Annotated in this window: 12 protein-coding genes and 1 pseudogene; 10 read left to right on the plus strand and 3 right to left on the minus strand. The window is 62.1% G+C overall.

What is annotated here, in order from left to right; genetic code table 11:
* Positions 1-219: 219 nt before the first annotated feature.
* From AC3IP0_RS11860 to AC3IP0_RS11900, 9 genes are all read left to right on the plus strand, one after another.
* A complete protein-coding gene (locus tag AC3IP0_RS11860; RefSeq protein WP_102671474.1) occupies positions 220-1995 on the plus strand; it encodes a PQQ-dependent methanol/ethanol family dehydrogenase in 1776 nt (591 codons plus the stop codon).
* Between the two features lie 252 nt (positions 1996-2247).
* The gene (exaC, locus tag AC3IP0_RS11865) at positions 2248-3768 is read left to right on the plus strand and encodes an acetaldehyde dehydrogenase ExaC (RefSeq protein WP_046037291.1); all 1521 of its coding nucleotides are present in this window, start codon (positions 2248-2250) and stop codon (positions 3766-3768) included.
* A gap of 259 nt (positions 3769-4027) precedes the next feature.
* Positions 4028-4099: a pyrroloquinoline quinone precursor peptide PqqA gene (gene pqqA / locus AC3IP0_RS11870; RefSeq protein WP_003253598.1), complete on the plus strand. Its 72-nt coding sequence runs from the start codon at positions 4028-4030 to the stop codon at positions 4097-4099.
* A gap of 55 nt (positions 4100-4154) precedes the next feature.
* Entirely contained in the window at positions 4155-5069 is a 915-nt protein-coding gene (gene pqqB, locus AC3IP0_RS11875; RefSeq protein WP_489319370.1) for a pyrroloquinoline quinone biosynthesis protein PqqB, read from the plus strand.
* A 125-nt stretch (positions 5070-5194) separates the two neighbouring features.
* Positions 5195-5947 carry a pyrroloquinoline-quinone synthase PqqC gene (gene pqqC, locus AC3IP0_RS11880; protein ID WP_489327490.1) on the plus strand — a complete coding sequence of 251 codons (753 nt, stop codon included), beginning with the start codon at positions 5195-5197 and terminating at the stop codon, positions 5945-5947.
* Positions 5944-6216, plus strand: a complete 273-nt coding sequence (pqqD, locus tag AC3IP0_RS11885; protein ID WP_489319372.1) for a pyrroloquinoline quinone biosynthesis peptide chaperone PqqD — start codon at positions 5944-5946, stop codon at positions 6214-6216. Before pqqC ends, pqqD begins: the two co-directional genes overlap by 4 nt.
* The gene (gene pqqE / locus AC3IP0_RS11890; protein WP_489327492.1) at positions 6194-7342 is read left to right on the plus strand and encodes a pyrroloquinoline quinone biosynthesis protein PqqE; all 1149 of its coding nucleotides are present in this window, start codon (positions 6194-6196) and stop codon (positions 7340-7342) included. Before pqqD ends, pqqE begins: the two co-directional genes overlap by 23 nt.
* A 236-nt stretch (positions 7343-7578) precedes the next feature.
* The gene (ercA, locus tag AC3IP0_RS11895) at positions 7579-8742 is read left to right on the plus strand and encodes an alcohol dehydrogenase-like regulatory protein ErcA (RefSeq protein ID WP_150718397.1); all 1164 of its coding nucleotides are present in this window, start codon (positions 7579-7581) and stop codon (positions 8740-8742) included.
* Complete coding sequence (locus AC3IP0_RS11900; protein ID WP_489327493.1) at positions 8726-10462, plus strand: PAS domain-containing hybrid sensor histidine kinase/response regulator; 1737 nt, start codon at positions 8726-8728, stop codon at positions 10460-10462. The genes ercA and AC3IP0_RS11900 overlap by 17 nt, the downstream gene beginning before the upstream one ends.
* Here AC3IP0_RS11900 and AC3IP0_RS11905 read toward each other — a convergent pair.
* The 3 genes and pseudogenes from AC3IP0_RS11905 to copC all read right to left on the minus strand — a co-directional run.
* Positions 10438-10545, minus strand: a pseudogene (locus tag AC3IP0_RS11905) (aldose 1-epimerase); the annotation flags it as partial. The gene AC3IP0_RS11900 and the pseudogene AC3IP0_RS11905 sit on opposite strands and share 25 nt — an antisense overlap.
* A gap of 35 nt (positions 10546-10580) precedes the next feature.
* Positions 10581-11438 (minus strand): copper homeostasis membrane protein CopD, encoded by an 858-nt coding sequence (gene copD, locus AC3IP0_RS11910; RefSeq protein WP_489327494.1) that lies wholly within the window; start codon positions 11436-11438, stop codon positions 10581-10583.
* Positions 11439-11441: 3 nt separating this feature from the next.
* Positions 11442-11807 carry a copper homeostasis periplasmic binding protein CopC gene (gene copC, locus AC3IP0_RS11915; RefSeq protein ID WP_489319376.1) on the minus strand — a complete coding sequence of 122 codons (366 nt, stop codon included), beginning with the start codon at positions 11805-11807 and terminating at the stop codon, positions 11442-11444.
* 135 nt (positions 11808-11942) lie between these two features.
* Between copC and AC3IP0_RS11920 the strand changes: the two genes are divergently transcribed.
* On the plus strand, positions 11943-12563 hold the full coding sequence (locus AC3IP0_RS11920) for a TetR/AcrR family transcriptional regulator (RefSeq protein ID WP_150770373.1): 621 nt from the start codon (positions 11943-11945) through the stop codon (positions 12561-12563).
* The last annotated feature ends 82 nt before the right edge of the window (positions 12564-12645 follow it).

The following is a 12645-nucleotide window of genomic DNA, read 5'->3' on the forward strand; positions in this document are numbered from 1 at the left end:
ATCGATGTCGCCTGACACTCCGTCTTCGCGAGCAAGCCCGCTCCCACAGGGGGGGCTGTGTCGGGCACAAAATCCTCTACTCATCTCCTCCGAACCTGTACCAAGGAACTAGCAATCTCCTCATTGCGGGCAATTGTTGCCAGGGCGGCGGCGCTCAAGAATCTGCACCAGACCGGGAAAATTTTCCGGAAATAACAAAAATCCGCAGAGGAAGCCGTCATGACCCAACCCGCACGTCGCCAGCCCTTCGTCTTGAGCCTGCTGCTCAGTGCCATGCTGTTGTCCGGCCAGGCATTGGCCGGGGTTTCCGACCAGGACATTCTCCAGGACCCCAAGAACCCGGAACAGGTCGTGACCAATGGCCTCGGCGTTCAGGGTCAGCGCTACAGTCCGCTGGATATTCTCAACGTCGACAACGTCAAGGAGCTGCGACCGGCTTGGGCGTTTTCCTTCGGCGGTGAAAAACAGCGCGGCCAGCAAGCGCAGCCGATGGTCAAGGACGGCGTGATGTACATGACCGGGTCCTACTCCCGGGTGTTCGCCGTGGATGCACGCACCGGCAAGAAACTCTGGCAATACGATGCGCGCCTGCCCGATGACATTCGCCCCTGCTGTGACGTGATCAACCGTGGCGTCGCGCTGTATGGTGACCTGGTGATTTTCGGCACCCTCGACGCCAAGCTCGTGGCGCTGAACAAGGACACCGGCAAGGTGGTCTGGAGCAAGAAAGTCGCCGACCATAAGGAAGGCTACTCGATCAGCGCCGCGCCGCTGGTGATCAACGGCAAGCTGATTACCGGCGTGGCCGGTGGCGAGTTCGGCGTGGTGGGCAAGATCGAGGCCTATGACCCGAAAAACGGTGATCTGCTGTGGACCCGGCCAACGGTCGAAGGCCATATGGGCTACGTCTACAAGGACGGCAAAGCGGTGGAAAACGGCATCTCCGGCGGCGAGGCGGGCAAGACCTGGCCGGGCGATCTGTGGAAGACCGGCGGCGCAGCGCCTTGGCTTGGCGGTTACTACGACCCGGAAACCAACCTGCTGCTGTTCGGCACCGGCAACCCGGCACCGTGGAACTCGCACCTGCGCCCTGGCGACAACCTCTACTCCTCATCGCGCCTGGCACTCAATCCAGACGACGGCACCATCAAGTGGCACTTCCAGAGCACGCCCCACGACGGTTGGGACTACGACGGCGTGAACGAGCTGGTGTCGTTCAACTACAGCGAAGGCGGCAAGGAGATCAAGGCGGCGGCCACGGCCGACCGTAACGGTTTCTTCTACGTGCTGGACCGCACCAACGGCAAATTCATTCGTGGCTTCCCGTTCGTGGACAAGATCACCTGGGCCACCGGCCTGGATAAGAACGGTCGGCCGATCTACAACGAAGCCAGTCGTCCCGGTGCCCCGGGTTCCGAAGCCAAGGGCAGTTCGGTCTTCGTAGCGCCGGCGTTCCTCGGCGCGAAAAACTGGATGCCGATGGCTTACAACAAAGACACCGGGCTGTTCTATGTGCCGTCCAACGAATGGGGCATGGACATCTGGAACGAAGGCATCGCCTACAAGAAAGGCGCAGCGTTCCTCGGCGCCGGCTTCACCATCAAGCCGTTGAACGAAGACTACATCGGCGTGCTGCGGGCCATCGATCCGAAAACCGGCAAGGAAGTCTGGCGCCACAAGAACTACGCGCCGCTGTGGGGCGGGGTGCTGACCACCAAGGGCAACCTGGTGTTCACCGGCACGCCGGAAGGCTTCCTGCAGGCGTTCAATGCCAAGACCGGCGAAAAGGTCTGGGAATTCCAGACCGGCTCCGGCGTGCTCGGCTCACCCGTGACCTGGGAAATGGACGGCGAACAGTACGTCTCGGTGCTCTCCGGCTGGGGCGGCGCGGTGCCGCTGTGGGGTGGCGAAGTGGCCAAACGGGTGAAGGATTTCAACCAGGGCGGCATGCTCTGGACCTTCAAATTGCCCAAGGACCTTGTCGCCAAGCACTGATTAATCTGACTCCACCGCATAACCCTGTGGGAGCGGGCTTGCTCGCGAAAGCGGAGTGTCATTCAGCAAGTTTGTAGCTGATACGACGCCTTCGCGAGCAAGCCCGCTCCCACACAGGGACTTGTGCAGCTCCTACTACCAAATAACGAGAGCCCCTCCTGCCAACGATGCATTTGTCTGGCACGCGGGGCTCTCTAGTATCGGCTCATCGCCTGTCAGTGCGACAGGCATCGACCCAGACAGAGGCCCACCATGATCTACGCACAACCCGGAACCCCAGGCGCCGTCATTACCTTCAAACCGCGCTACGGCAACTTCATCGGTGGCGAGTTTGTCGCTCCGATCAATGGCGAGTACTTCACTAACACCTCGCCGGTCAACGGTGAAGTGATCGCCGAATTCCCGCGCTCCAGCGCCGCCGACATCGACAAGGCCCTCGACGCCGCGCATGCCGCTGCCGACGCCTGGGGCAAGACCTCGGCCCAGGACCGCTCCCTGGTGCTGCTGAAAATCGCCGATCGCATCGAGCAGAACCTTGAGGTCCTGGCGGTCACCGAAACCTGGGACAACGGCAAGGCCGTGCGCGAAACCCTGAACGCCGACGTGCCGCTGGCGGCCGACCACTTCCGTTACTTCGCCGGCTGCATCCGCGCCCAGGAAGGCGGGGCTGCCGAGATCAACGAGCTGACCACGGCCTATCACTTCCACGAACCCCTGGGCGTGGTCGGGCAGATCATTCCGTGGAACTTCCCGCTGCTGATGGCCGCCTGGAAACTCGCCCCGGCCCTGGCCGCCGGTAACTGCATCGTGCTCAAGCCGGCCGAGCAAACGCCGCTGTCGATCATGGTCTTCGCCGAGCTCATCGCCGACCTGCTGCCGGCAGGCGTGCTGAACATCGTCCAGGGTTTCGGGCGCGAAGCCGGCGAGGCCCTGGCCACCAGCAAGCGCATCGCCAAGATCGCCTTCACCGGCTCGACCCCGGTGGGCGCGCACATCATGCATTGCGCCGCCGAGAACATCATTCCGAGCACCGTCGAACTGGGCGGCAAGTCGCCAAACATCTTCTTCGAAGACATCATGAACGCGGAACCGGCATTCATCGAAAAAGCCGCCGAAGGCCTGGTGCTGGCGTTCTTCAACCAGGGCGAAGTCTGCACCTGCCCGTCCCGGGCGCTGGTGCAGGAGTCGATCTACGAGCCGTTCATGGCCGAGGTGATGAAGAAGATCGTCAAGATCAAGCGCGGCAACCCGCTGGACACCGAGACCATGGTCGGCGCCCAGGCGTCCGAGCAGCAATACGACAAGATCCTCTCGTACCTGACCATTGCCCAGGAGGAGGGCGCCGAGCTGCTCACCGGCGGCGCGGCCGAACGTCTGGAGGGCGACCTGTCCAGCGGTTACTACATCCAGCCGACCCTGCTCAAGGGCCACAACAAGATGCGTGTGTTCCAGGAAGAAATCTTCGGCCCGGTGGTGGGTATCACCACCTTCAAGGACGAAGCCGAAGCCCTGGCCATCGCCAACGACAGCGAGTTCGGCCTCGGCGCCGGCCTGTGGACCCGCGACATCAACCGCGCCTACCGCATGGGCCGGGCGATCAAGGCCGGTCGTGTGTGGACCAACTGCTACCACCTGTACCCGGCGCACGCCGCGTTCGGTGGCTACAAGAAGTCCGGCGTCGGTCGGGAGAACCACAAGATGATGCTCGATCACTATCAGCAGACCAAAAACCTGCTGGTGAGCTACGACATCAATCCGCTGGGGTTCTTCTGATTCCTTAAACACGATGCATAACCTATGGGAGCGGGCTTGCTCGCGAAGGCGGCTTCACATTCAACAAATACGTTGACTGACAGTCCGCTTTCGCGAGCAAGCCCGCTCCCACATTTTGGTTATGTGTGTTTTGAAAGTCTTGCAACACCCCCTACCAAATCACCCCGCCAACTCCTTCGAAAGTAGCATTCGGGCACTCGATGCCCCGTGCATTAATGGCTCTACCGGAATCACCCGGGCACAAGAAGAGGAATGACCCATGTGGACTAAACCCGCGTTTACCGATCTGCGCATTGGCTTCGAAGTGACGATGTATTTCGCCAACCGTTGATTGATCACCCGGCCAGCCGATGCGTTGGCCGGGCCTGCCTTCTGGAGCATCCGCCATGCACATCCGCGTTCTCGGTTCCGCCGCTGGCGGTGGTTTCCCGCAGTGGAACTGCAACTGCCGCCAGTGCGCCGGTGTGCGCAATGGCAGCCTGCGGGCACAGCGTCGTACGCAGTCGTCGATTGCCCTGAGTGACGACGGTGTGGAGTGGGTGCTGTGCAACGCGTCACCGGACATTCGCGCGCAACTCGAGAGTTTTGCGCCCATGCAACCGGCGCGGCGCCTGCGTGACAGCGCCATCGCCGGCATCGTGCTGCTCGACAGCCAGATCGACCATTGCACCGGTTTGCTCAGCCTGCGCGAAGGCTGTCCGCATGCGGTGTGGTGCACCGAGCGAGTGCATCAGGACCTGAGCAGCGGTTTCCCGTTGTTCAACATGCTTGAGCACTGGAACGGCGGATTGCACTGGCAACCGGTCGGCCTCGATCGCCAGCCTTTCAGTATCCCGGCTTGCGGCCATTTGCAGTTTCGCGCGATTCCCCTGGTGAGCAACGCGCCGCCGTATTCGCCCAATCGCGGCAACCCGCAACCGGGCGACACCATTGGCCTGTTCATTGAAGACCTGCGCAACGGCGCCTCGCTGTTCTATGCCCCGGGCCTTGGCCGAATCGACGATGAAGTGCTGGGCTGGATGCAGCGTGCCGATTGCCTGTTGCTGGACGGCACCCTGTGGCGCGACGACGAGATGCGTATCTGCGAAGTCGGCCAGAGCCTGGGCAGCGAAATGGGGCACCTCCCACAAAGCGGCCCCGGCGGGATGCTTGAAGTGCTGGAGGGTTTCAACCGCCAGCGCAAGGTGCTGATCCACATCAACAACACCAATCCGATCCTCGATGAAGACTCGGCCGAGCGGGCGCTGCTGGAGCGGCGGGGGATTGAAGTGGCTTATGACGGCATGAGTATTGAGCTGTAGCGGCTGGCCCCTTCGCGAGCAAGCCCGCTCCCACAATGGACCCGCGGCAAACACCAAACCCTGTGGGAGCGAGCTTGCTCGCGATGAGGCCAGTACAGGCACCGCAGAAGTTCCCGGAGAACAAAATGACTGACAGCCCCATGTCCCCCACAGAATTCGAAGCCGCCCTGCGCGCCAAGGGCGCCTATTACCATATCCACCATCCCTACCACCAAGCCATGTACGCCGGCCGCGCCAGCCGCGAGCAGATCCAGGGCTGGGTCGCCAATCGCTTCTATTATCAGGTCAACATCCCCCTGAAGGACGCCGCGATTCTCGCCAACTGCCCGGACCGTGACGTGCGCCGGGAGTGGCTGCAACGGATTCTCGACCACGACGGCGTCCCCGGCAGCGAGGGCGGTATCGAAGCCTGGCTGCGCCTGGGCGAGGCCGTGGGGCTGGATCGCGAGCAGATTCTGTCCCAGGAACTGGTGCTGCCCGGGGTGCGTTTCGCGGTGGACGCCTACGTCAATTTCGCCCGTCGCGCCTGCTGGCAGGAAGCGGCCAGTAGTTCGCTGACCGAACTCTTTGCCCCACAGATCCATCAGTCGCGACTCGACGCCTGGCCGACCCATTACCCGTGGATCGACGTCGCCGGCTACGACTACTTCCGCACGCGCCTGAGCCAGGCTCGGCGCGATGTCGAGCATGGCTTGCGCATCACCCTGGCGCACTACGTGACGGCCGAGGGGCAACAACGCATGCTGGAGATCCTGCAATTCAAACTCGACGTGCTGTGGAGCATGCTCGATGCCATGAGCATGGCCTACGAGCTTGCGCGCCCGCCGTATCACACGGTCACCGACGACAATGTCTGGCACCGGGGGATCGCCCTGTGAGCCTGATCGATCGCCAGCAGTCACCGGCCTTGCGTCGCGGATTTCGTCTGCAATGGGAGCCCTGTCAGGACTGCCATGTGCTGCTGTACCCCGAAGGCATGATCAAGCTCAACGCCAGTGCCGGACAGATTCTCGACCTGGTAGATGGCCAGCGCAGCGTGGCGGCGATCATTGAGCGATTGAGCGCCAGTTTCCCCGGAGTACCTGGGATCGATGAAGACGTGCTGGCGTTTCTGGAGGTGGCCCATGCGCAATTCTGGATCGAGTGAGACGCTGCCCGGACCGCCGTTGTGGTTGCTCGCCGAGTTGACCTACCGCTGTCCGCTGCAATGCCCCTATTGCTCCAATCCACTGGATTTTGCCCGGCACGGCGAGGAACTGAGCACGCAAGAATGGATTCGCGTATTCCGCGAAGCGCGGGACATGGGCGCCGCGCAATTGGGGTTTTCCGGCGGCGAGCCATTGGTTCGTCAGGACCTCGCCGAACTGATCAAGGCCGCCCGGGACATGGGCTACTACACCAACCTGATCACCTCCGGCATCGGCCTGACCGAACAGAAGGTGCGGGACTTCAAGGTGGCCGGGCTGGACCATATCCAGATCAGCTTCCAGGCCGCCGACGAAGCGGTGAACAACATGCTCGCCGGCTCGCGCAAGGCCTTCGCCCAGAAACTCGCGATGGCCAGGGCGGTGAAAGTCCAGGGCTATCCGATGGTGCTGAACTTCGTCACCCATCGGCACAACATCGACCGGATCGCGCAGATCATCGAGCTGTGTCTGGAGCTGGAAGCGGATTTCGTCGAATTGGCCACCTGCCAGTTCTATGGCTGGGCTGAACTCAACCGCGTCGGCCTGTTGCCCACCCGCGAGCAATTGCAGCGTGCCGAGCGCATCACCAACGAGTACCGCGAACGCCTTGAAGCCCAGGGCCACCCATGCAAGCTGATCTTCGTCACCCCGGACTACTACGAGGAACGCCCCAAGACCTGCATGAACGGCTGGGCCAACCTGTTTCTCGACATCACCCCCGACGGCACGGCCTTGCCTTGCCACAGCGCCCGGCAGTTGCCGGTAGAGTTTCCCAACGTGCGCGAGCACAGCCTCTCGCACATCTGGAACGACTCGTTCGGCTTCAATCGCTTTCGCGGCGATGACTGGATGAAGGAACCGTGCCGCTCCTGCGACGAAAAGCACAAGGACCTGGGCGGCTGCCGCTGCCAGGCTTTCATGCTGACTGGCGATGCCAGCAATGCCGACCCGGTGTGCAGCAAGTCGCTCCACCATGGCGTGATCCTCAAGGCCCGCGAAGAAGCGGAGGCGCCGGGGTTGGGGATGGGGATGGAGCATCTGACGTTGCGTAACGCGAAGGCTTCGCAGCTGATCTATCGCGGATAATTTTAGCGACACAACCCCCCTGTGGGAGCGGGCTTGCTCGCGAAAGCGGTGTGCCAGGCAACATAAATGTTGAATGTTAAGGCCTCTTCGCGAGCAAGCCCGCTCCCACAGGGGATCTGTGGTGAACTCGAATGCGAGTACACCCCAGGCAGTGCTACCCATTGGTCTGATTGCATTCACAGCTGGATGGTTTAGTGTGGTTTCTACCTTCCAAAACAATAAAAACAGGCTTTCCAATGAGCCAGAGTCTCAACCAGCTGCGCAAATTCGTTTCCCCTGAAATCATCTTCGGTGCCGGTAGCCGGCACAGTGTCGGCAATTACGCCAAGACCTTTGGCGCGCGCAAGGTGCTGGTGGTCAGTGACCCCGGTGTGATTGCCGCCGGTTGGGTCGCCGATGTCGAAGCCAGCCTGCAAGCGCTGGGCATCCAGTATTGCCTGTACTCCGATGTCTCGCCGAACCCAAGGGTCGAAGAGGTGATGCTCGGCGCCGAAATGTACCGGGAAAACCACTGCGACGTGATCGTCGCCGTCGGTGGCGGCAGCCCGATGGACTGCGGCAAAGGCATCGGCATCGTCGTTGCCCATGGCCGCAGCATTCTCGATTTCGAGGGCGTGGACACCATCCGCGTGCCCAGCCCGCCGCTGATCCTGATTCCGACCACTGCCGGCACCTCGGCCGACGTCTCGCAATTCGTGATCATTTCCAACCAGCAGGAACGCATGAAGTTCTCCATCGTCAGCAAGGCCGTGGTGCCGGACGTTTCGCTGATCGACCCGGAAACCACCCTGAGCATGGACCCGTTCCTGTCGGCCTGTACCGGCATCGACGCCTTGGTGCATGCCATCGAAGCCTTCGTGTCCACCGGCCACGGGCCGCTGACCGATCCCCATGCGCTGGAGGCGATGCGCCTGATCAATGGCAACCTGGTGCAAATGATCGCCAACCCGACCGACATCGCCCTGCGCGAGAAAATCATGCTCGGCAGCATGCAGGCCGGGCTGGCGTTCTCCAACGCGATCCTCGGTGCCGTGCATGCCATGTCCCACAGCCTCGGCGGCTTTCTCGATCTGCCCCATGGCTTGTGCAACGCGGTGCTGGTCGAGCACGTGGTGGCCTTCAATTACAACTCGGCGCCGGACCGTTTCAAGGTGATCGCCGAGACTTTCGGCATCGACTGCCGAGGCCTGAATCACCGGCAGATCTGCGGGCGCCTGGTCGAACACCTGATCGCCCTCAAGCATGCCATCGGCTTTCACGAAACCCTCGGTTTGCATGGCGTCAGGACCTCGGACATTCCGTTCCTGTCGCAGCATGCGATGCACGATCCATGCATCCTGACCAACCCGCGCGAATCCAGCCAGCGTGATGTCGAGGTCGTCTATGGCGAAGCCCTCTGACGAGCAACAACGGGCCCTGGCCGGGCTGCTGGGGCTGGGCAGCCATTCGGCGCGCAAGAGTCATTACCCGGAACTGGCCGCGCGCCTGGACGATCTGGAAGCCGAGCGTAACCGCTACAAGTGGCTGTTCGAAAACGCGGTGCACGGGATCTTCCAGGCCAGCCTGCACGATGGCATGCGCGCCGCCAACCCGGCGCTGGCTCGCATGCTTGGCTACCAGGACCCGCAGGAGGTGCTGTTCTCCCTGACTGACCTGGGCAGCACCCTGTTCGTCGACGGCGCGCAGGAGCTGGAAACCATCGGCGAAATCCTCCGGCACCAGCGCAGCCTGCACGGCTATGAAACCCGCTTGCGGCGCAAGGATGGCAGCTACCTGGATGTATTGATGAACCTGCTGCTCAAGCCCGGCCAGGAAGGCCTGGTGGAAGGATTCGTCTCCGATATCACCGAGCGCAAGCTGGCCCAGCGACGCCTGCAGCAACTCAATGACGAACTGGAGCAGCGCGTCGTCGCGCGCACCGATGAATTGCTCGAGGCCAACCGTAACCTTCAGCAGCAGATCACCCAGCGTAAACAGATCGCCAAGGCCTTGCGCGATGCCCGCGATGCCGCCGAGGCCGCGAATCACAGCAAGGACAAATACCTCGCCGCCGCCAGCCACGACCTGCTGCAACCGCTGAACGCCGCGCGGTTGCTGATTTCGACCTTGCGCGAACGCAAATTGCCGGAAGCCGAACAGGTGCTGGTGGAACGCACTCACCAGGCCCTGGAAGGGGCCGAAGACCTGCTGACGGACCTGCTCGACATTTCCCGGCTCGATCAGGCCGCAGTCAAGCCGGACGTTGCGTCGTACCGCCTCGACGAACTGCTCGGGCCGCTGGTGTCGGAGTTCCAGTCCGTCACCCAGGCGGCCGGCTTGAACCTGCGGGTGCGCATGGCCGATTACGCCATCAACACCGACTTGCGCCTGATGACGCGGATCCTGCGCAATTTCCTCAGCAATGCCTGCCGCTACACCGATGAAGGCAGCATCCTGCTGGCAGCAAGGCGTCGGGGCGAGATGTTGCGCCTGGAGGTCTGGGACACCGGGCGTGGCATCGCCGCGGACCGGCTCGACTCGATCTTCCTCGAGTTCAACCAGCTGGACGTCGGCCGCGCCGCCGACCGCAAGGGCGTGGGCCTGGGGCTGGCGATTGTCGAGCGCATTGCCAAGATCCTTGGCTACAGGATCGGCGTGTATTCCATGCCGGGGCGGGGTTCGATGTTCAGCATCGAGGTGCCGATATCCGACGAGGTTCCGCTGCCCGTGAGCCAGGCGGCGCCACAACCGGGCACCGGCAACCCGCTGCCGGGCCGCCGTTTACTGGTGATCGACAACGAAGTGAGCATTCTCGAAAGCATGGGCGCGTTGCTCGGGCAGTGGGGCTGCGAGGTTCTGGTCGCCACCGATGAAGAGGCTGCGCTGGCGGCGCTACGCGGGCAGGCGCCGGAACTGATTCTCGCGGACTATCACCTCGATCACGGGGTGGTCGGCTGTGATGTGGTGCGACATTTGCGCGAGCATTTCCACCAGGACATTCCCGCGGTGATCATTACCGCCGACCGCACCGACCATTGTCGGCGCGCGTTGCAGCGGCTCAATGCACCCTTGCTGAACAAACCGGTGAAGCCCGGCAAGTTGCGAGCGGTGTTGAGTCAATTGTTGGGGGCATCTGCCTGAAGCGGCCGGTACTGCAGGGTGAAGCCCAGTTCGGTGGATTGACCCTGTTCCAGCGAGCGCAACCCTGGCCGACCGGGCAGGTTTGACGATGCTGGCGCCAAGTTCCGGGATTAGGTTGTCAGCTGGAAATCATCGGCGGCAGGGTACCCAGCAATGAAACAGCCGCCACCGCGCCAAGTCCCAGCAGCCATTCCAGCATCACGCTTGAACGCAATGCTGTCGGGCGCTGCTCACAGTCATCGATCCGCAAGCGATTGAACAACGCCAGGCCCAGCATGGTCGCTACCAACGTAGCCTTGATCAACAGGATCAAGGCGAACCCGCTGAACAACGGCGTCGGCCAGAACGCCCCGGTGAGCACCCGCACATTGATCAGTCCAGTGATCAGCAGCCCGGCGACCAGGCCGTAACCGACGCCGCTGAAGCGCTGCAACATCCCGCGGATCGAATGCCCATCGGGTTGACGCAAGATCATCACCAGCAGCATCAGGCCGCCGAGCCAGGCACCTACGCAGATCAAGTGGATGAGTTGATTGAGGATCAGCAACTGGCCTGCGGTGCCATCGAGCATGGCGCCGTGGCCGACCGGGGCCAGGGTGGCCAGCAGCAGGCCGCTGAGGATCAGGCGCAGCGCAAGGCTGGCGCTTAGAGGTGTCAACACCACCACCAGCAACAGCAGGTTGATCAGCAAATGCCAGCGCCAGACCTGACCGAAAAAGGTATTGCTCAGCACCAGGCGCAGGGTCGACGGATCGAAGGCCGCATCCCAGGCCCCGGCCATGCTCGCGGTAATCAGCAGCAACCAGCAGGCCCCGCTGACCAGCGCCACCACGGCCAGCCAACGGCAGGTCCGTGCCAGACGCTGATCCAGTGCGGTTTCGCCATTTGCCAGCAAGGGCCTGAACAACCAGCCCCCGAACAGCATCAGCACCACGATGAAATGCAGGAAGCGGCACAGCACCAGTGCGCTCGCCATGAATTACTGGCCAACCTTGAAGGCATAGGCACCTTCGCTTTTGTGGGTGTCGACGGACACGACGTGCCATTCGACTTTGTAGGCGCCGGCGGTCAACGGCGCGGTCGGGGTGACGATCAGGGTCTTTTTGTCGCTGCCTTCGGTGGTCAGCGCTTTGACCGCCACCGGTGCGCCATCCCGGGTCACGGTGACTTTGGTGAAACTGGCCTCGATACCCTCTGAGAACTCCAGGCGCAATTGCGCCGGCGCGGCCACGGTGCTGTCGGCGGCCGGTGTCTGGCTTTTCAGGTGGGCGTGGGCAAACACCGTAGAAGCGGCGAGCAGCGAGCCGAGCAGGGCAGCGACGGTCAGGGTTTTCTTGAGCAGCATCGTGGGGACCTCAGGCAGTTTCCAGGTGCGCAGAGTTTAGCTTTACGACAGCGGCTGTACGAAGTTTCGATTTCCCCTGTCGCCGCGGTCCAGAGCGGATGCTAGTCTTGCTCAACGTTGTGGTCGGGGATCCGCATGGGCAATCACAAGATCGAGATTCGTCGCAGTAACGTCGAAAAAATCCTGCTGGGGGCAGAAAAGGTCTTCGCTGAAAAGGGCTTCGGCAGCACTGCCATGGCCGACATCGCCGCTGAAGTGCAACTGCCGCGCTCCAACCTGCACTACTACTTCAGCACCAAGACCGAATTGTACAGCGCCGTGCTCTTCGACTTGCTGGAAGTCTGGAAGCAGGACGCGCTGTGCTTCGAGATGTTCGATGACCCGCGTGTGGTGCTCAGCAGTTACATCCGCGCCAAGATGAACCATTCCCGCAGCCGGCCGTATGGCTCGAAAGTCTGGGCCAACGAAATCATCCATGGCGCGCCGACCCTCGGCGAAGCGCTGGATGCGAGCCTGTACGATTGGGCCAAGATGAAGGAAGCGAAAATCCGCCAGTGGGTGGATGACAAACGCATCCTGCCGGTGGAGCCCTCGAGCCTGCTGTACATGATCTGGGCCTCGACCCAGCACTATGCCGACTTCGATCATCAGGTGAATATTCTCAATGATCATCAGCCGCTGTCGGACATGCAGTTCGAGAGAGCGGTGCAGACGGTGACCAGTGTGATTTTGCGGGGGATTGGGTTGGAGCCTTGAGTTCTTACAAGCAGAAAAGATCGCAGCCTTCGGCAGCTCCTACAGAGAAATGCGTCCCCTGTAGGAGCTGCCGAAGGCTGCG

The organism is Pseudomonas sp. GL_103, assembly GCF_057835175.1.

Bases quoted from the DNA above. Each gene is read 5' to 3' on its own strand.
- AC3IP0_RS11860 (WP_102671474.1), top strand. From the start codon at position 220: ATGACCCAACCCGCACGTCGCCAGCCCTTCGTCTTGAGCCTGCTGCTC.
- exaC (WP_046037291.1), top strand. From the start codon at position 2,248: ATGATCTACGCACAACCCGGAACCCCAGGCGCCGTCATTACCTTCAAA.
- pqqB (WP_489319370.1), top strand. From the start codon at position 4,155: ATGCACATCCGCGTTCTCGGTTCCGCCGCTGGCGGTGGTTTCCCGCAG.
- pqqC (WP_489327490.1), top strand. From the start codon at position 5,195: ATGACTGACAGCCCCATGTCCCCCACAGAATTCGAAGCCGCCCTGCGC.
- pqqE (WP_489327492.1), top strand. From the start codon at position 6,194: ATGCGCAATTCTGGATCGAGTGAGACGCTGCCCGGACCGCCGTTGTGG.
- ercA (WP_150718397.1), top strand. From the start codon at position 7,579: ATGAGCCAGAGTCTCAACCAGCTGCGCAAATTCGTTTCCCCTGAAATC.
- AC3IP0_RS11900 (WP_489327493.1), top strand. From the start codon at position 8,726: ATGGCGAAGCCCTCTGACGAGCAACAACGGGCCCTGGCCGGGCTGCTG.
- copD (WP_489327494.1), bottom strand. From the start codon at position 11,438: ATGGCGAGCGCACTGGTGCTGTGCCGCTTCCTGCATTTCATCGTGGTG.
- copC (WP_489319376.1), bottom strand. From the start codon at position 11,807: ATGCTGCTCAAGAAAACCCTGACCGTCGCTGCCCTGCTCGGCTCGCTG.
- AC3IP0_RS11920 (WP_150770373.1), top strand. From the start codon at position 11,943: ATGGGCAATCACAAGATCGAGATTCGTCGCAGTAACGTCGAAAAAATC.